At 62.4% G+C, this 16,988-nt stretch carries 16 protein-coding genes; 9 read left to right on the forward strand and 7 right to left on the reverse strand.

The window, feature by feature from the left end:
* Positions 1–68 precede the first annotated feature (68 nt).
* Complete coding sequence (locus tag H7995_RS20210; RefSeq protein ID WP_185818769.1) at positions 69–3,017, forward strand: DUF748 domain-containing protein; 2,949 nt, start codon at positions 69–71, stop codon at positions 3,015–3,017.
* A 172-nt stretch (positions 3,018–3,189) separates the two neighbouring features.
* On the opposite strand, the gene H7995_RS20215 is transcribed toward H7995_RS20210, so the two are convergent.
* Positions 3,190–3,546: a BON domain-containing protein gene (locus H7995_RS20215; RefSeq protein WP_182342362.1), complete on the reverse strand. Its 357-nt coding sequence runs from the start codon at positions 3,544–3,546 to the stop codon at positions 3,190–3,192.
* A 193-nt stretch (positions 3,547–3,739) separates the two neighbouring features.
* Entirely contained in the window at positions 3,740–4,156 is a 417-nt protein-coding gene (locus H7995_RS20220) for a pilin (protein WP_185818770.1), read from the reverse strand.
* A 236-nt stretch (positions 4,157–4,392) separates the two neighbouring features.
* Between H7995_RS20220 and H7995_RS20225 the strand changes: the two genes are divergently transcribed.
* The 4 genes from H7995_RS20225 to yacG are packed head-to-tail and all read left to right on the forward strand — an operon-like array spanning position 4,393 to position 7,302.
* A complete protein-coding gene (locus H7995_RS20225; RefSeq protein WP_185818771.1) occupies positions 4,393–5,610 on the forward strand; it encodes a type II secretion system F family protein in 1,218 nt (405 codons plus the stop codon).
* 2 nt (positions 5,611–5,612) lie between these two features.
* Positions 5,613–6,485, forward strand: coding sequence for a prepilin peptidase (locus H7995_RS20230; protein ID WP_185818772.1), 873 nt, complete (start codon positions 5,613–5,615; stop codon positions 6,483–6,485).
* Positions 6,482–7,105 (forward strand): dephospho-CoA kinase, encoded by a 624-nt coding sequence (coaE, locus tag H7995_RS20235; RefSeq protein ID WP_166593127.1) that lies wholly within the window; start codon positions 6,482–6,484, stop codon positions 7,103–7,105. The genes H7995_RS20230 and coaE overlap by 4 nt, the downstream gene beginning before the upstream one ends.
* Positions 7,102–7,302 (forward strand): DNA gyrase inhibitor YacG, encoded by a 201-nt coding sequence (yacG, locus tag H7995_RS20240; protein ID WP_095166544.1) that lies wholly within the window; start codon positions 7,102–7,104, stop codon positions 7,300–7,302. The genes coaE and yacG overlap by 4 nt, the downstream gene beginning before the upstream one ends.
* Here yacG and H7995_RS20245 read toward each other — a convergent pair.
* Both H7995_RS20245 and H7995_RS20250 read right to left on the reverse strand, forming a co-directional pair.
* Positions 7,299–7,514: a hypothetical protein gene (locus H7995_RS20245; RefSeq protein WP_166593126.1), complete on the reverse strand. Its 216-nt coding sequence runs from the start codon at positions 7,512–7,514 to the stop codon at positions 7,299–7,301. The two genes, yacG and H7995_RS20245, sit on opposite strands and share 4 nt — an antisense overlap.
* A gap of 63 nt (positions 7,515–7,577) precedes the next feature.
* Positions 7,578–8,264: an energy-coupling factor ABC transporter permease gene (locus H7995_RS20250; protein WP_166593125.1), complete on the reverse strand. Its 687-nt coding sequence runs from the start codon at positions 8,262–8,264 to the stop codon at positions 7,578–7,580.
* A gap of 230 nt (positions 8,265–8,494) precedes the next feature.
* Here H7995_RS20250 and H7995_RS20255 point away from each other — a divergent pair, with 230 nt between their 5' ends.
* A complete protein-coding gene (locus tag H7995_RS20255) occupies positions 8,495–8,734 on the forward strand; it encodes a DUF2790 domain-containing protein (RefSeq protein WP_166593124.1) in 240 nt (79 codons plus the stop codon).
* Here the strand turns inward: H7995_RS20255 and H7995_RS20260 are convergent.
* From H7995_RS20260 to H7995_RS20270, 3 genes are all read right to left on the reverse strand, one after another.
* Complete coding sequence (locus H7995_RS20260; protein ID WP_185818773.1) at positions 8,729–9,997, reverse strand: OprD family porin; 1,269 nt, start codon at positions 9,995–9,997, stop codon at positions 8,729–8,731. The genes H7995_RS20255 and H7995_RS20260 overlap by 6 nt on opposite strands.
* A 101-nt stretch (positions 9,998–10,098) precedes the next feature.
* Positions 10,099–11,310, reverse strand: coding sequence for a benzoate/H(+) symporter BenE family transporter (locus H7995_RS20265; protein WP_185818774.1), 1,212 nt, complete (start codon positions 11,308–11,310; stop codon positions 10,099–10,101).
* 3 nt (positions 11,311–11,313) lie between these two features.
* On the reverse strand, positions 11,314–12,657 hold the full coding sequence (locus H7995_RS20270) for an aromatic acid/H+ symport family MFS transporter (RefSeq protein ID WP_166593121.1): 1,344 nt from the start codon (positions 12,655–12,657) through the stop codon (positions 11,314–11,316).
* Between the two features lie 357 nt (positions 12,658–13,014).
* Between H7995_RS20270 and H7995_RS20275 the strand changes: the two genes are divergently transcribed.
* The 3 genes from H7995_RS20275 to H7995_RS20285 all read left to right on the forward strand — a co-directional run bounded on the left by H7995_RS20275 (position 13,015) and on the right by H7995_RS20285 (position 16,943).
* Entirely contained in the window at positions 13,015–15,666 is a 2,652-nt protein-coding gene (locus tag H7995_RS20275; RefSeq protein WP_185818775.1) for an autotransporter family protein, read from the forward strand.
* 126 nt (positions 15,667–15,792) lie between these two features.
* Positions 15,793–16,419 carry a DUF1780 domain-containing protein gene (locus tag H7995_RS20280; RefSeq protein WP_095166529.1) on the forward strand — a complete coding sequence of 209 codons (627 nt, stop codon included), beginning with the start codon at positions 15,793–15,795 and terminating at the stop codon, positions 16,417–16,419.
* Complete coding sequence (locus H7995_RS20285) at positions 16,416–16,943, forward strand: MOSC domain-containing protein (RefSeq protein ID WP_182342376.1); 528 nt, start codon at positions 16,416–16,418, stop codon at positions 16,941–16,943. The genes H7995_RS20280 and H7995_RS20285 overlap by 4 nt, the downstream gene beginning before the upstream one ends.
* Positions 16,944–16,988 lie beyond the last annotated feature (45 nt).

Genomic DNA, 16,988 nt, shown 5'->3' on the forward strand with positions numbered 1-16,988 from the left:
CCTGATCGAGGTCATTGCTTCGGAACCAGAATCGCGTGCCATACTCCAAGGCACTCCGATTCAGACAGATGAAGCCACACATGCCCAAAGGATTGATTCGCGCCATCGGCGCCTTGTTGACTGCTCTGGCCCTCTATAGCTTGCTGGGCTTTCTGATTCTGCCGGGTGTCGCCTTGCGGATCGCCAATCAACAATTGGCCCATTACGCAGCGGTGCCGGCCAGTATCCAGCGCATCGAGTTCAACCCCTTCAGCCTGGAGCTGACCTTGTGGGGCCTGAACATCGGTGAGCCAGGCAAGGAGCAGGTCGGCTTCGAACGTCTGTACGCCGACCTGCAGATCGACAGTCTCTGGACCCGCGCCCTGCACCTGGCCGATGTGCAACTGGACAAGCCAAAAACCTCGGTGCTGTTCAGCAAGGACGGCACCCTGAACCTCACCCAGCTGTTCAAGTTGCCCGCCAGTGAACCGACGCCGGCCGACCCCGAGGCCAAGCCCTTCCCGCTGCGCATCGACCGTATCGACCTGGCCCGTGGCTACATCCATTTCCAGGACCTGCGGCCCAGCGAACCCATCGAGTTCCTCTACGACAAACTGGATTTCGAGCTCAAGCACCTGAGCACCCTGCCGGAAGACAATGCCGACATGACCCTGGTGGCGATCGGTCCGGCCGGCGGCCAGATCGACTGGAGCGGCAAGATCAGCCTGGTGCCCATCGCGTCCGAAGGCAGCCTGAAAATCACCGACGGCAAGATGAAAGCCTTTTGGCCCTATGTGCGCGACGCCCTGCCACTGGTGCTTGAAGAGGGCACGGTCAGCCTCAGCACCGACTACAAGCTCAACCTGTCCAAGGAAACCGAACTGCTGCTGAGCAACACCTCGGCCAGCATCGCCCCCTTTGCCATCAAGGCCCCGGATGGCCGGCCGCTGGCCCGTCTCGAGCGCCTGGACATCAGCGAAACCAGCATCGACCTGGCCAAACAACAAGTGATTGTCGGCAAGATCCGCAGCCAGAAACTGGAAACCTGGGCCGCCCGCGAAGCGGATGGCCAACTCGACTGGCAGAAGCTGTTCGCCAGCCAGCCCGCCAAGCCGGCGGTCAAGCCGCAAGCGGTGAATGCGCCGGCCGCGGCCGACTCACCTAAAGCCGAGCCCGCTGCGCCGAGCAAACCCTGGCAGGTGCTGCTCAAGGATGTCGAGCTGCGCAACTACCAGGTGCACCTGGCCGATCGCCAAGTCAAACCGGCGGTGGCGCTTGAGGTCGGTCCGCTGAACCTGGACCTGAAAAATTTCGACAGCCTCAATGGCTCGCCCTTTACCCTCAAGCTCGATACCGGCGTGGGCAAGCAAGGCAAGCTGATGGCCGATGGCGAAGTCAACCTGGCCCCGGTCAGCGCCCGGCTCAAGGTACAGACCCGGGACATCGACCTGCGGGTCGCCCAGTCCTACATCAACCCGTTCATTCTGCTGGAGCTGCGCTCCGGGATGCTCGGCAGCGACCTGGCTGTCAACCTCAAGAGCACCGAGCCCCTGGCCTTCAACGTCACCGGCAAGGCCCAGGTCGACCAGTTGCACACCCTCGACACCCTCAAATCCCGTGACTTCCTCAAGTGGCAGAAGGTCATGGTCGAAGGGCTGAACTATCAGCACGGCGACAGCCTGTCGATCGATCGAATCAACCTGCAGCAGCCCTACGTGCGGTTCATGATCAACGATGATCGGACCACCAACATCGACGACCTGCTGATCCCGCAACCGGCCGACAGCACGGCGAAAACCACGGCGGGCAGACCTGCTGCCAGCCAGGACAAGCCGCTGGGCATTCACATCGGCGGCATTGCGATCAACGACGGTTCGGCGAACTTTGCCGACTTCAGCCTGACACCCAACTTCGCCACCGCGATCCAGCAACTCAATGGCCAGATCGGCACCATCGACAGCCGCCAGGCCAAGCCGGCCTCGGTCGATGTCAAAGGCAAAGTCGACCGTTACGCCCCGGTGACCATCAAGGGCAGCGTCAATCCGTTCGACCCGATGGCGGCACTGGATATCGCCACCAGCTTCAAACGAGTCGAACTGACGACCCTGACCCCCTACTCCGGCAAATTCGCCGGCTACCGGATCCGCAAAGGCCGCCTCAATCTCGACCTGCACTACCGGATCACCAAGGGTCAGCTCAAGGCGGATAACAAGGTGGTGGTCGAGCAACTGGAGCTGGGCGAGAAAGTCGACAGCCCGGATGCCGTCAGCCTGCCGCTGAAACTGGCCGTGGCCTTGCTCAAGGACGTCGACGGCAAGATTTCCATCGAACTGCCGGTCACTGGTGACCTCAACAACCCCCAGTTCAGTGTGATGCCGATTGTCTGGCAAACCCTGCGCAACCTGATCGTAAAAGCGGCGGCTGCGCCATTCAAACTGATCGGCGGGTTGGTCGCCGGCGGCGGTTCCGAAGACCTGGGCACCGTGTCCTTCGCACCGGGCTCCAGTGAGTTGAGCAAGGACGCCGAAGGCGCACTGATCAAACTGGCCGGTGCCCTCAAGGAGCGTCCGGCCCTGCGCCTGGAAATCGAAGGCACCGCCGCGCAAAGCAGCGACGGCCCGTTGATTGCCGAGCAGCGCCTGGAGCGCGAATACCAGTACAACTACTACAAGATTCTCCAGCGTCGCGGCGACAAGGTACCGGCCCAGGCTTCGTTGCTGGAAGTCCCGGAAGGGGAAAAAACCCCGTTGCTCGAAGGTATCTACCGCACTCGCCTGAAAACCCAACCGCCGGCGCAATGGAAGGACCTGGGCAAGGAAGAGCGCGCCGCAAAAATGCGTGAAGGGGTCATCAAGTTCTGGGCGGGCAGCGATGTGCTGTTGCGTCAACTGGGCCAGGACCGCGCCAGCAGCATCAAGGACTACCTGGTGGACAAGGGCCAACTGGCCGATGACCGGGTGTACTTCATCGACGCCAGCCTGGGCCAGGCCGAAAGTGATGGCAGGGTCATCACGCCGTTGCACCTGGACGCCGAGTAGCCAAGGCTCGCGCCACTTTATCGCCGCCCAATAAAACAGGCCCCGACACGAATGTCGGGGCCTGTGGAGACCACATCCCTGTGGTCGGTCGCATGAACACTAGAGTCGCGGCAGGTGCATGACTGCGCTCACCTGCCGCTCCTTCTCCCAGTCCAGGCGAGAAGCCTGCGCCTTACTCGGCTTTCAGGCCGTCAGCCGATACCGCCTGAACGCCCTTGATGTTTTTCGCGATTCTCACCGCGGTTTCTTTCTGCGACTCGGTTACCGCAGTGGTGGAAGACAGCGATACCACACCTTTGTTGGTTTCTACTTTGATATCGGTACCCGGAATGCCTTTCTCAGTGACCAGGTCAGCCTTCACTTTGGTGGTGATCCAGGTGTCGGAAGTCGCTTCCTTCGCCTCGGTCACTTCACCGGCAGCCAGCACCATTGGCGACTGGGTGTTTTGGGTGGTCTGCGCAAACGCTGCGTTGGCCAGTGTCAGGGTCAGAGCGGTAGCAGTTGCGGTAGCGATAGCGAACTTCTTCATACGGGTAACTCCTGTTTTTCCAGAAAGTCTGCTGTTTGCCTTCTCAGCAGGGTTACCGGTAATAGTGCGAACACTGTGCCAACTTTTGGAAACGCAATAAATCCTTAATAATCAACAACTTATAAAAACACCAAAAAACCGGAATCATGCAATTTGCATGACCCGGAGATTCTCGACATGCAAGTTGCCGGAATCAGCCCTCACTGGTGGTACAGCCCTTGGGCGAATAGTCCGCGGCTACCGTGGTCGCGCAACTCCAGCTGCCCGCTTCGGAACGCGACAGGGTGAGGGTGCGGTTGAGCACCGGGCCTGGCGCGTTGACCAGGGTGCAGCCGAGGTTGCCTAACCCGGAAGCGCCCTTGCCCGCCGCCGAGATCGTGCAATGGCTGGTGGTCGCGCTGGCGCCGAGTCGTTCCAGGGTCGGATCGGCCCCCTGATTGATGACGTCTTCGAATGACACCCTGAGCGCCGAGATCTCGGCCAGTCCGGCCGTGACCTTGGCCCGCGCCTGATATTTGGAATACAGCGGCAATGCCACCGTGACCAGAATGCCAATGATCGCCACCACGATCAGCAGTTCGATCAGGCTAAATCCCCTTTGTCCCTTCATGGCTGCAACTCCCTTTTTGCATGAGGCGAACGCTCATGCTCGGCAGCGGATAACGCACAGCCCATGCCAAGTCCGTCAGCCCTTGCAGACCGGGCAGCGAAGCCGGGTTCCCCCCATCCAAGGCGTTGCAAAACCGCACTAACTGACACTATTTGTCACTGCAGCGCGCCCGCACAACGTCCGCCCTTGGCTAGGCTTGCAGCGCAAGCAGCCGATAGGTCATCAAGGATCGAGACATGCCGTTCAAAGCAACAAAGGTCAGCCTGTACGCCTGGCAAGGCACCGATAGAACAGGCCGCAAAATGTCCGGTGAATCGAGCGCGCAGAATCCGGCCCAGATCAAGGCCCGGTTGCGCCAACGCGGCATCATCCCGGGCAAGGTACGGAAAAAGTTCGCCCCCCTGTTCCGCGCAGGCCAGCGGGTCACGGCCCAGGATATCGCGCTCTTCACCCGGCAAATGGCGACCCTGCTCAAGGCCGGGGTGCCGTTGCTGCAGGCCTTCGACATCATCGCCGAAGGCTTCGATAACCCACGTATGCGTTGCCTGCTGGAGGGCTTGAAACAGGACGTGATGGCCGGCAGCAGCCTGACCAGTGCCTTGCGCAAAAAGCCGCAACACTTCGACGAGCTCTACTGCAACCTGATTGACGCCGGCGAACAGGCAGGCGCCCTCGACACCTTGCTGGAGCGGGTGGCGAGCGACCGGGAAAAAAGTCAACGACTCAAGGCGCGGATGCGCAAAGCCATGACCTACCCGCTGGCGGTGCTCCTGGTGGCCGTGATCGTCAGCGCCATCCTGTTACTCAAGGTGGTGCCGCAGTTCGAAGTGATGTTCCACGGTTTTGGCGCCGAACTTCCCGCACTGACCCGCAGCGTGATCGGGCTCGCCGAATACCTGCGGCACAGCGGGTGGCTGCTGCTGGGTGGGCTGCTCGCTGCTGCGCTGGGCGTGCACCAGGCCCAACGCCGCTCCTCGAGGTTTCGCGACTGGCTGCAGACTCGCTGGCTGGATCTGCCAATTGTCGGCCCCCTGCTGCGAAAGTCGGCGGTCGCTCGTTATGCCCGGACGTTATCGACCACCTTCGCCGCCGGGGTGCCGCTGCTGGAAGCCTTGGATTCGGTGGCCGGAGCCACCGGCAACCGGCTGTTCAAACAGGCGGTGCTGATGATTCGCCAGGAGGTGTGTACCGGCATGCAGTTGCATGTGGCGATGCGCAACAGTGGGGTATTTCCCAACCTGGCGATCCAGATGACCGCGATTGGCGAAGAATCCGGGGCGCTGGACGAAATGCTCGGCAACGTCGCGGGCTACTATGAAGGCGAAGTCGAGTCCCTGGTCGATCACCTGACCAGTCTGCTGGAACCTCTTATCATGGGGGTACTTGGCGTAATCGTCGGCGGGCTGGTGGTTGCCATGTACCTGCCCATTTTCCAACTTGGTACGGCGATCTGAACATGCCCTTGAGTGAATTTCTCACCAGCTACCCGACGGCCTTCGTGGTCCTGGCCCTCGGGCTGGGGCTGGTGGTCGGCAGCTTTCTCAACGTCCTGGTCTGGCGCCTGCCAAAGATGCTGGCACGGGATTGGCGCCAGCAGGCCCGGGACATCCTCGAACTACCCGCCGAGCCCCCCGGCCCCACCTACAACCTGATGCTGCCCCACTCCCATTGCCCCCACTGCCGCCATCCTCTGCGTGCCTGGGAGAACATTCCACTGCTCAGCTACCTGATACTGCGTGGACGGTGCGCACGTTGCAAAACCCCCATCAGTGCCCGTTACCCGCTGGTCGAGCTCAGTTGCGCGCTGCTCTGCGGGTTCATCGCCTGGCACCTGGGCTTTGGCTGGCAGACCGCGGGGCTGCTGGTGTTGAGCTGGGGCCTGTTGGCCCTGTGCCTGATCGACGCCGACCATCAGTTGCTGCCCGACGTACTGGTCATGCCGCTGCTGTGGCTGGGGGTGATCGTCAACGCGTTCGAGCTGTTCGTGCCACTGCAGGACGCCGTGTGGGGCGCCGTGGCCGGCTACCTGAGCTTGTGGACGGTGTATTGGCTGTTCAGGTTGATCACCGGCAAGGAAGGCATCGGCCATGGCGACTTCAAGCTCCTGGCGATGCTGGGGGCCTGGGGCGGCTGGCAGATCCTGCCGCTGACGATCCTGCTGGCCTCGCTGGTGGGGGCCGTCAGCGGGCTGCTCTGGCTGCGCTGGAAACGGGCGAAAACCTCGACGCCGATCCCCTTCGGTCCCTATCTGGCAATTGCCGGCTGGATTGCCTTGCTCTGGGGTGGTCAAATAACCGACTTCTATTGGCAGTTTGTCGGTTTGCAATGAATACCCCTGTGGAACAACCCTGGATTCTCGGCCTCACCGGTGGCATCGGTAGCGGCAAAAGCGCGGCGGCCCAGCATTTCATCGACCTCGGTATCCATGCGGTGGATGCCGATCATGCCGCGCGCTGGGTGGTCGAGCCCGGTCGCCCGGCGCTGGCGCAGATAGCCGAGCACTTCGGTGACGGCGTTTTGCAGGCAGATGGCCAACTGGACCGGGCGGCACTGCGCAAGCTGATCTTCGAAATCCCCGAGGAGCGCCGCTGGCTGGAAAAGCTCCTGCATCCATTGATCGCCGAGGAAATCGCCGCGCACCTGGCGCGGGCCAAATCCCCCTACGCGATCCTGGTGTCACCCTTGCTGATCGAGTCCGGACAGTTCGCCATGACCCAGCGGGTGCTGGTGATCGATGCCCCCGAACACCTCCAGATCGAACGCACCCTGCAGCGCGACCAGACCAGCGAACAGCAGGTCCAGGCGATCCTCAAGGCGCAGTCCAGCCGTCAGGAGCGCCTGCGCCATGCCGACGATGTGGTGGTCAATGACCGCGACCTCGCCTGGCTGCACAGCGAAGTCGAACGCCTGCATCACTTTTACCTAACTTTGCGTGGAGGCCAGTCATGAGCCAACCCCCTGTCGTCACCTGCCCAACCTGCGGCGCCCCCGTGGAATGGAGCGCCAGCAGCACCTTCCGGCCGTTTTGCTCGGACCGCTGCAAACTCATCGACCTCGGCGCCTGGGCCTCGGAAGAACACAAAATCCCGGTCAGCCCGGACGCCGAAGACGATCTGTTCAGTGAAGATTTCGAACCGCGCCACTAAGGCCGCATGAAGCTGTAGTCGGCACTGTCATCGAGGTTCTCGGCCAGGAACTGCAGCTCATCGGCCAGGTCCTCGACACTGCGCACCGCCTTGCTCTCCTCGACCACCGCGCTGAGCAAGGCGCGCAGGCTCAACCCCGGTTCAAAACCGGCTGCCTCCGCCGATGCCAGACTGTCGCGCAACTCTTGCCTCGCCCACTGGTAAACGCTCATGCCGCTGCTCCTGAGGATTTTTCGGAGCATAGGTGCGTCTGTTCGCCAGCCTGTTGATAAAGATCAAGACTTGTCTTCGTCTTTCCACGGCGCCGACAGGTAACGGGTGCGGTTGAAGGTCTCCAGCCACTCGGGGCAGAACACCACCAGGGCGCTGATCACCATGCCGTTGATAAAGGCTTCGGGAAAGATGATCAGCCACAGGTAGCCGACAAAATCCTCAAGCCATTCCGGCAGCGCAAAACGCTCGTCGAACCACAGCACGCCCAACGCCAGCAACAGGCAGAGCAGCGCCGACAAGGCGGCGGCAAAAAAACCCGAGCAAAAGATATACACAAACGGATTACGCGGTTGCGCGCGCTCCACCAGCAGGGCGCAGCCTTCGGTGACCAGTACCGGCAGCAGGATCAGCAAGGCACCGTTGACTCCCATCGCCGCAAGGTCCTGGCGCCCCAGCAGCACCAGGCCGATCTGGGCGACCAGCCCGCCGACGATCGCCAGGGGCCAGTCCAGCAGCAGGGTGACGGCGGTCATGCCGATGAAGTGATAGGACACGCCGGTGTCGAAGTCACGCCGCACCAGCCAGAGCAGGAACAACGCGAACACCGTGCCGAACAGCAGGTGCTGGCGCCGGCTGTCGCTGAACAGTTCGACCCAGGGCGCGCGCGCTATCGCCCAGAGCAACACCGGCACGTAAAGCAACCACCCCACGGTGAGGGTGAACGGTGACAGCAGTTCGGCACCGATCATGCCGGGACCTCCATCCACCCTGTTACGCAGACCTTCACGTCAGACTCCTTGGCGAAACCGAACAGGCCATCAGTCTACACCGCCCGGATGCCCCCTGGCGCACTGCCACAGGCCCTCCGAGAGCGGTGACTGTTACATCTGCTGCAAGACTGCATCCGGTTTTACCCCCTTTTTCAGCGGCCGGCGAAGACTAAACTTCAGGCATCGAGATCCACACGGAGTACCGCACGATGAAAAGCCTGATCAGCCTGTTGCTGGCCCTGGTCGCCACCTCGGCCCTGGCCGCCGGTAATGAACCGCCTGCCACTCCCTACGACCCGGCGCAGCCGCTGGATATCGCCAAGGTGGTTTCGGTCTCCGACACCGCCGGCGGCTGTGGCGTAGTGCCGGCGAGCATGGTCTATGTCGACCACCAGGGCCAGACACACCGGGTGTCTTATCAGGTCATGGGCGACTGCAGCGGCTCATAACAGGCTCCAGGTGTAGCTGAGGATCAGGCGGTTTTCGTCAATGTCACTGCGGTAGTTGGACCGCGCCATCACATTACGCACTCGAATCCCCAGGCCCTTGAGGCTGCCGCTCTGCAGCACATAGCCCAGGTCCAGGTCGCGCTCGCGATCCTTGCCTTCATAGCCCTTGCCGGTGTCGACATTATTGCCGGTGATGTAACGCACGGTACTGGTCAGCCCCGGTACACCGAGCGCCGCAAAGTCGTAGTCGTAACGTACCTGCCAGGACCGTTCATCGGTGTAGGCAAACTCGTAGGTGGGCACCTCGTTGCCCAATGGCGAGATATTGGCAAAGACGCGCGGGAAGGCACTGTCACCAAACATGCCCTGATAACCCAGGTAGAAGGTGTGGCCGCCACGCTTGGCCGACAGCAGGGAGAAGAACGCCTGGTTGTCGATGTTGCCCAGCAGCTTTTTGCCGTCTTGCCGTGAGTCGTAGTAGCCCAGGTTCGCGCCCAGGGTCCAGTCCCCCAGCGGCTCACTGTGTTTGAGCCCGAGAAAGCGCTGGTTGTAGATATCTTCCAGTTGCCCGTACCAGGCACTGAGCGAGCTGCGCTTGTCATTGAACCCGTAGTCGGCCCCGGCAAAGTTGAAGCCGTCGCTGCTGACCTGGCGCTGCGGCACATGACCGAGCATGGCCTGCATCTTTTCATCTCCGGACTCGTTGCGCAGGCTGGTGGAGTTCAGGTGACCGCCCTGCACGGTCAGGCCATTGAACTCGCTGGAGCTGATGCTCACCCCCTGGTAGGTGGGCGGCAGCAAGCGGATGTCGCTGAAGGCCAGCACCGGCAAGTTGGGTTGCAGCTCGCCGACCTTGAGCTCGGTTTTCGAGTAGCGCACTTTCAGCGCCGCCCCCAGGCGACTGTAGTCATCGGCCGCGCGGCCATCGTCCTGCACCGGCAGCAGGCCGGTGTTGACCCGGTCCGGGCTGCTGTCGAGCTTGAGGCCCAACTGGCCAATGACGTCCACGCCCACCCCGAGGGTGCCCGGGGTGTAGCCAGACTTGAGGTTGAAAATGAAACCCTGGGCCCACTCCTCGGCCTTGGACTGCTGATTGGCGCCGACGATGTCCGAGAAGTCGCGGCTGAAATAATAATTGCGGGCCTGCAAGGTCGCAGTGGTGTCTTTTACAAAGCCATTGTCGGCGGCCAGCGCACGGTCGGAAAAACCCGAGGCGAGCGTCAGGGACAACAGCGAAGCGGTTGTGGCGAGAGTCTGTTTCATCGTTTTGCTCTTATTGTTATTGATCGACAGGGTGCAGTGATCCGCCCGCAGCGCTGGCGCTGCGGGGGAAGGTCAAACGGGTAGGAATCAGTCCAGTGTGGTCAGCGCAGGGTGTGCGGGGCAGGCGTTGCCTTGGTCCCTGGAGCGGCGCGGCGCGCGTTCAACAGCAGGTGGGTGAGCATGCCGAAGATCAGCCCCCAGAACGCGGCGGACAAACCGAACAGCGACATGCCCGAGGCCGTCGCCAGAAAGGTCACCAGCGCCGCTTCGCGATCGTTGGGCACCGCCATTGCACCGGCCAATGCCCCGGCAATCGCCCCGAACAGCGCCAGCCCCGCAAGGGCCGCGATCAGCTCTTTGGGGAAGGCCGAAAACAGCGAGACCAAGGTCGCGCCGAAGATCCCCAGCACCAGGTAACACAAGCCGCCAACGACCCCGGCGACATACCGCTTGCCTGGGTCCTCGTGGGCTTCACGGCCGGTGCAGATCGCCGCGGTGATCGCCGCCAGGTTCAAGCCGTGGCAGCCAAAGGGCGCGAGCAATGCCGTGCCCAGCGCGCTGCTGGCAATGATCGGGCTGGCGGGGGTCGAGTAACCACTGGCCCGCAGCACCGCCATGCCGGGGACAAACTGCCCCGTCAGTGCCACCATCACCAGCGGCAACGCGATGTTCAAGGTTGCGCTCAGGCTGAATTGCGGGCTTATCCAGACCGGCGTGGCCAGGCCGATCACCAGCGCGTCGACCCGCAGGTCCCCGGCGAGCATGGCCATGGAGCACCCCACCAGCAGCACCATCAACACCGCGTAACGCGGCATCAGGCGTTTGCACATCAGGTAGGTGGCAAACATCGCCAGCACCAGCCACGGCTTGCCCTGCAACGACACGAACAGGCCCGTGCCGAAGCTGAACAGAATCCCCGCCAGCATGGCGGCGGCAATGGCGGCCGGCAGTTTGCTGATGATCCGGTCAAACGCGCCCGAGACCCCAATCAAAAAGATGATCAGGCTGCTGACCAGGTACGCCCCCACCGCTTCCGCCATGCTGATCCCCGGCAACAGCGCCACCAGCAGCGCCGAGCCCGGCGCCGACCAGGCGATGATCACCGGCACGCGGTAGCGCAGGCTCAAGCCGATGCCCAGCAGCGCACTGCCAATGGAAATCGCCCAGACCCACGAGGACAGCACCTCGCGCGACAGATTTGCGGCGTCGGCCGCCTGGAAAATGATCACCAGGGGGCCGGCATAGGAAATCACCGTGGCAATAAAACCGGCGACTGCCGCCGACAGCGAAAAGTCCCGCAATAGCCCTTTCATGCTTCAGACACCCGATGGCGACAGCGCGCTGGTAGCGCTCGATGCGCTGCGCTGACTACTGATGGCAAACACGGTCATGGCAATGGCGGCTACCGCACCCGGCAGGGCAAACGCCATGAAGTTGAGTTGCAGCGGCAGGTTGATCCCCAACAGGGCCCCCCCGAGCAATGGGCCGACAATAGCACCGTTGCGACCGATACCCGAAGCCCAGCCCAGGCCGGTGGAGCGGATCGTCATGGAGTAGAACTGTGCGGCGCAGGCGTACAACAGGATCTGCGAACCGATGGTGGTGGCGCCAGCAATGGCGATCAGCACATACAGCAGTGGCATCGGGCTGTTGAAACCGAGCAAGGTGATCGACACCGCCGCCATGGCGAAGAACACCGCCAACACCCGCGGCAGGTTCAGCTTGTCGCCCAGCACGCCGCCACCGACGGCGCCGAAGATCGCGCCGAAGTTCAGCACCAGCAGGAACGACAGGCTCGAACCCAGGCTGTACCCGGCGTTGGCCATCAACTTCGGCAGCCAGGAGCTCAAGGCATAGACCATCAGCAGACAGCAGAAGAACGCCAGCCACAGCATCAGCGTGCGCAGCGCCCGACCTTCGCGAAACAACTGCAGCACCGGGGTGCCCGTGCCCTTCACTTCGCTCATCTGCAGTTGATCACTTCTGTGGCCAACGTACGTCGGCTCCACGCGCTCCAGGACCTTGCGTGCCTCTTCATCGCGTCCCTGGCGCAGCATGAAACCCACCGACTCGGGCAGGAAGTACATGATCAGCGGCAGCATCAACAGGGGCAGCACTGCGACGTAGAACACCGACTGCCAGCCAAAACTGGGGATCAACACAATGCCCAGCCCGGCCGACAGCATGCCACCGACCGAATAGCCGCTGAACATGATCGCCACCAGGGTGCTGCGGATTTTTTTCGGCGCGTATTCGTTCATCAGCGCCACCACGTTGGGCATGACCCCGCCGATGCCCAGCCCAGCGATGAACCGGCAGATCCCGAACTCCGTCGGGTTGCGGGCAAACCCGTTGAGCACCGTGAAACCGCTGAACAGGATCACGCACAGGGTAATGGCTTTCTTGCGGCCGATCCGGTCTGACAGCGGGCCGAAAAACAATGCGCCGAACATCATCCCGAACAGCGCGTAACTGCCCAGGGCGCCGGCCTGCAACGGGCTGAGCCCCCACTCTTTCATCAGCATCGGCAGGACCACGCCGTAGATCACCAGGTCGTAGCCATCGAAGATGATGATCAGGGCGCACCAGAACAGCACCATCCAGTGGAAGCGGTTGAAACGAGCGTTGTCGATCAGCTCATGTACGTCGATCTTGCGCATGGCATCTGTCTCTTGTTGTTGTTTTTTTAAGAGCATCGGTCACGTGATAAGCGTGCGTATCACCGAGGGTAGGGAGGCCTGCAGCGCAGCAATATCCGCTTTGCGCAGATCGTTATCCGTTTTGTGCAGCGGGTCGATTGCATTACACCCCTGGGGGCAAGGCCGAAGGCCGCGACAGTCCGCTGGTCGGAAAACAGCCACACTTCCGGAATTATCCGTCTACACCTTTTACCTATCTGATGGATCAGTTTCAGCGTGTCAGGGCAACGGCTGCCTGTGGAGTATGAATATGAGTGGAGCCAGGCCTTAGAGAGAGCCATCAGGACGATGCCAACACTCATTCAGTAGGGATACGTCATGTTCCATCACCTAAGGCTAAGCACGCTCCTGCCGTGCGCCTCGCTCTTGCTCCTCGCCAGTCCCGTCGCCCAGGCGGCTTGTACCCTGCTCCCCGGCCCCGGCGATACCCGCCATACGTGCGACAGTGGCACCAGCGGCCCACTCACCGACACCCTGGGCAACAACTCCCTGACCTTCCCGGCCAACGGCTCCGGCACGATCAATGGCAACGTCACGTTCGGGGCCGGAGTGGACCGGGTAGTGATGGATTCCGGCAGCATTACCGGATCGCTGGACCAGAGCGATGGCAACGACTCCCTGGAGATCAACGCCGGACAGATCACTGGCACGGTTAACCAGGGCAACGGTATCGATGAGTTCAAAATGACCGGAGGGCAGGTCCAGTCGCTGGCCCAGGGCGACGGGCGGGATCGCTTCCTGATGAGCGCGGGCACCATCGTCGGGGCCTTCGAGGACGGCGATGTGGCGACGATGACCGGGGGCACCATCGGCCGCGTCGACATGAAACTCGATAACAATATTTTTGATATGTCGGGCGGACGGATTCTCGGCAACCTGGTTACCGGATTTGGCCTGGATACCATCACCGTGTCGGAGGGCTCGATCGGCGGCAACATCAGCACCAGCGGTGGCGATGACATCATCAGCGTCTCCGGCGGGGTGATTGCCGGGCAGATCCGCGCCAGCGCTGGCAACGATCGCCTCACCTGGCGCAACGGCGGACAGATCAATTCCGCCATCCTCATGGGTGACGGCGACGACAGCGCCCTGTTGAGCAATCTCTCCGAGACCACACTCGCCTCCACCCCCTCTGTGGACGGTGGGCTGGGCACTGACCGCCTGAGCTTCGACAACAGCACCTCGGCAGGCGCGGCACGTTATGTCGGCTGGGAGTCGGTGACGCTGGGCAATCACTCGCGCTTCTCGCTGGCGGGGGACTTCTTCCTCGGGGACAGCGCCAGCGCCACGGGCGTATTGGCCATTGACGGCAGCAGTACCCTGGCCGTGACCCAAGGCGCTATCCGCCCCTACACCGCCGGCCAACTGACGACACTGAGCAACGCCGGGATCATCGACATGACCAGCGGCAGCAGCCGTGCCAGCGATTCACTGACGGTCCATGGCAACTACGTTGGCAACAACGGGCAACTGTTGCTGCAAACCGTGCTGGGTACCGACAGTTCCGCCAGTGACAAGCTGGTGGTGTCCCAAGGCACCCTCAGCGGTAACACCCAACTGGGCATCACCAACCTCGGCGGCCTGGGCGGTTTGACTCGCCAGAACGGGATCGAAGTGGTGCAGGCACGTAACGGCGCCATCAGCCGCAGCGATGCCTTTGCCTTGAAGGGCTCGCTGTCCGCCGGCGCCTATCAGTACTACCTGTTCAAGGGCGGGGTCACCGCGGGATCCGAGAACAACTGGTACCTGCGCTCATCGGTGGTGGCAGTGCCGCCGCCAACCGTTCCACCCGCCGTTGTCCCCCCGGTCGTGCCCCCGGCCCCACCACCGATCCAGCAGCCGGCGCCCGTGGTTGACCCGGATGAGCCCGCCGTCGAACCACCGACCGCGCAACCGGTGGCGCCCGTCGAGCCGAACCAGGTGCCGCCGCCACAAACCCTGGCCCAGACTTCGCCGACACCGGCCATCAGCACACCGCCGATCCCCAAGGCCGTGGCCGGCGCCGATCCGATTCCCCTGTATCGCCTGGAAGTCCCGGTGTATTCCGTGGTCATCCCCGCCGCCCAACTGCTGACGATGCAAGCCCTGGGCACCTTCCATGATCGCCAGGGCGAGCAAAGCCTGCTGAGCGAAATCGGAGCCGTACCCGCCGGATGGGGCCGTCTGTATGGCAGTAATCTGCAAAAAAGCTGGTCCGGCACCGTGACCCCGAGTTTTGACGGCTCGCTCCAGGGCTTCCAGATTGGTCATGATCTGTATGCCTCGCAGACCAGCGGCGGACAATTGCAACGCTTCGGTTTTTTTGTCGGCCACAGTCACCTGCAAGGCGACGTCGATGGGTTTGCCGAAGGCTTCCAGGACCGACGCTCGGGCCGGGTCAAGCTCGACGGCGATCAGGTGGGCGCCTACTGGACCTTGGTCGACCCCAGCGGCTGGTATTTCGATACCGTGGCGATGTGGTCGAGCCTGGACGGCGACAATCGCTCCGATCGCGGCGTGAAGATGGACACCGACGGCCATGCGCTGGCGCTGTCCGTAGAGGCTGGGTACACAATTGCCGTCGCGCAAGACTGGGTGCTGGAACCCCAGGTGCAAGTGATCAACCAGCAGATTGACCTGGACTCGCAGAACGACGGTATCTCCAATGTGGCATTCGACTCCCAGGATTACTGGACCGGCCGCCTCGGTGCCCGCCTCAAGGGGCGGTTCATGGCGCAGGACATCCCGCTCGAACCCTATCTGCGGGCCAACCTGTGGAAAACGTTCGGTGGTTACGACACCGTCACCTATGACGACATCGACCGGATCAAGAGCGAGCACAAGTCCTCATCGGCGGACCTGGGCGTGGGCCTGGTGGCGAAGCTGTCTTCGAGTGTCAGTGTTTACATGGGCGCCGACTACAACACCCATCTGGACAGCAACGATCTGGACGGCGTCTCCGGCAATCTGGGCGTGCGCATGAGCTGGTAGCCGCCTAGAGCATCGTCACGGCCGCGCCAGGACATCCCGTCAGCCAGGCTGACGGGAAATCAAAAGTTTGCGTCTGTCCGACAAACTGTGTTCTTTGTGATCGCATTTGAACGCTAAGCTTGGCCTATGGATGATTCAGATTACTTACGCCTGCTGACCATTGCGGCCGAGCAGGCCAACGCGTTCCTCTCCAATGCCCGCAAATGGGAGCGTGAGCGTTGGGTGTGTCAACGCCTGTTGCAGGGCTTGAACATTCCTTACCGCGCCGACGAGTTCAGCCCCGCCGGCGAGCCGCCCGACGTGCTGTTTCGCGAGGCCAATTTCGAAGTGTTTTTCGTTCTCGACGAAGGTCGGCGGCTCAATGACGAGTGGCGCGATGAACTGCAGCGTCGGCGCAGCGCGTTCTCCCTGAGCCAGTTGGTGCGCCGCGAGGCCAAGCCCAAGCGGATTCCGGCCAACGAGTTCTTGCTCAGGCTGGCGCCGACCCTGCGCAAGAAAGCACACAACTACAAAGAGCGCGGCATGGACCTGGGTGAACTGGACATCATCGCTTTCGCCAGCCTCAAGCGTGAAGTGCTGGACCTCAACAGCCACTTCCCGCCCCCCACCGAATACCTGCGACAAGGCTGGCGCTCGCTCTCGCTGGTCGGCCCGACCTTCGCCCGCGTGCTGTTCGCCCACCCCGATGCCCCAGACTTCCTGCGCAGCAACCTGGGGCGCAGCATCGTCTTCGACGTCGGGATCAGCCTGTGAGCCCGTTGCAGGAGCTGATCGCCGCCGTGCCGCAACAAGGCCGGGTGCGCTGGCTGGGCGTGCGCCCACAATCGCGCGGGCCGATGCTCGCGCTCGACGCCGTGGAAGCACGCCTGGAGGCCGGCCTGACGGGTGATCATGCGCGGCCCGGGGTGCGCAATGCGCGACAGGTCACGTTGATCCAGTGGGAACACCTCGCCGTGATCAGCTCCCTGATGGAACGCCCTGCCGACCAGCCGATACACCCCCAGGACTTGCGCCGCAACATCGTGGTCAGCGGGATCAATCTGTTCAGCCTCAAGGGCCGGCGCTTCCGGATCGGCCAGGCCATCTTCGAAACCACGGGCTGGTGCCAGCCCTGCGCCCGGCTCGAACAGAACCTCGGCCCAGGGACTTTCCAGGCTGTGCGCGGCCATGGCGGGATTACCGCGCGGGTGCTACAAAGTGGCATCATTCGCCTGGATGACAGGCTGTGTGTCGAGCCCGTGCCAGCGAGCGGCTATGCTCCGTTCAATACGGGCTGACGGCTGACTTGGCCGCGCGCTGTAGCTTCTACACCTTTAGCAACG

Origin of the sequence: Pseudomonas kielensis (assembly GCF_014236655.1) — a bacterium.
GTDB lineage: Bacteria > Pseudomonadota > Gammaproteobacteria > Pseudomonadales > Pseudomonadaceae > Aquipseudomonas > Aquipseudomonas kielensis.

Coding starts and splice junctions, on each gene's coding strand:
- H7995_RS20210 (WP_185818769.1), top strand. CDS start 69: ATGAAGCCACACATGCCCAAAGGATTGATTCGCGCCATCGGCGCCTTG.
- H7995_RS20215 (WP_182342362.1), bottom strand. CDS start 3,546: ATGAAGAAGTTCGCTATCGCTACCGCAACTGCTACCGCTCTGACCCTG.
- H7995_RS20220 (WP_185818770.1), bottom strand. CDS start 4,156: ATGAAGGGACAAAGGGGATTTAGCCTGATCGAACTGCTGATCGTGGTG.
- H7995_RS20225 (WP_185818771.1), top strand. CDS start 4,393: ATGCCGTTCAAAGCAACAAAGGTCAGCCTGTACGCCTGGCAAGGCACC.
- H7995_RS20230 (WP_185818772.1), top strand. CDS start 5,613: ATGCCCTTGAGTGAATTTCTCACCAGCTACCCGACGGCCTTCGTGGTC.
- coaE (WP_166593127.1), top strand. CDS start 6,482: ATGAATACCCCTGTGGAACAACCCTGGATTCTCGGCCTCACCGGTGGC.
- yacG (WP_095166544.1), top strand. CDS start 7,102: ATGAGCCAACCCCCTGTCGTCACCTGCCCAACCTGCGGCGCCCCCGTG.
- H7995_RS20245 (WP_166593126.1), bottom strand. CDS start 7,514: ATGAGCGTTTACCAGTGGGCGAGGCAAGAGTTGCGCGACAGTCTGGCA.
- H7995_RS20250 (WP_166593125.1), bottom strand. CDS start 8,264: ATGATCGGTGCCGAACTGCTGTCACCGTTCACCCTCACCGTGGGGTGG.
- H7995_RS20255 (WP_166593124.1), top strand. CDS start 8,495: ATGAAAAGCCTGATCAGCCTGTTGCTGGCCCTGGTCGCCACCTCGGCC.
- H7995_RS20260 (WP_185818773.1), bottom strand. CDS start 9,997: ATGAAACAGACTCTCGCCACAACCGCTTCGCTGTTGTCCCTGACGCTC.
- H7995_RS20265 (WP_185818774.1), bottom strand. CDS start 11,310: ATGAAAGGGCTATTGCGGGACTTTTCGCTGTCGGCGGCAGTCGCCGGT.
- H7995_RS20270 (WP_166593121.1), bottom strand. CDS start 12,657: ATGCGCAAGATCGACGTACATGAGCTGATCGACAACGCTCGTTTCAAC.
- H7995_RS20275 (WP_185818775.1), top strand. CDS start 13,015: ATGTTCCATCACCTAAGGCTAAGCACGCTCCTGCCGTGCGCCTCGCTC.
- H7995_RS20280 (WP_095166529.1), top strand. CDS start 15,793: ATGGATGATTCAGATTACTTACGCCTGCTGACCATTGCGGCCGAGCAG.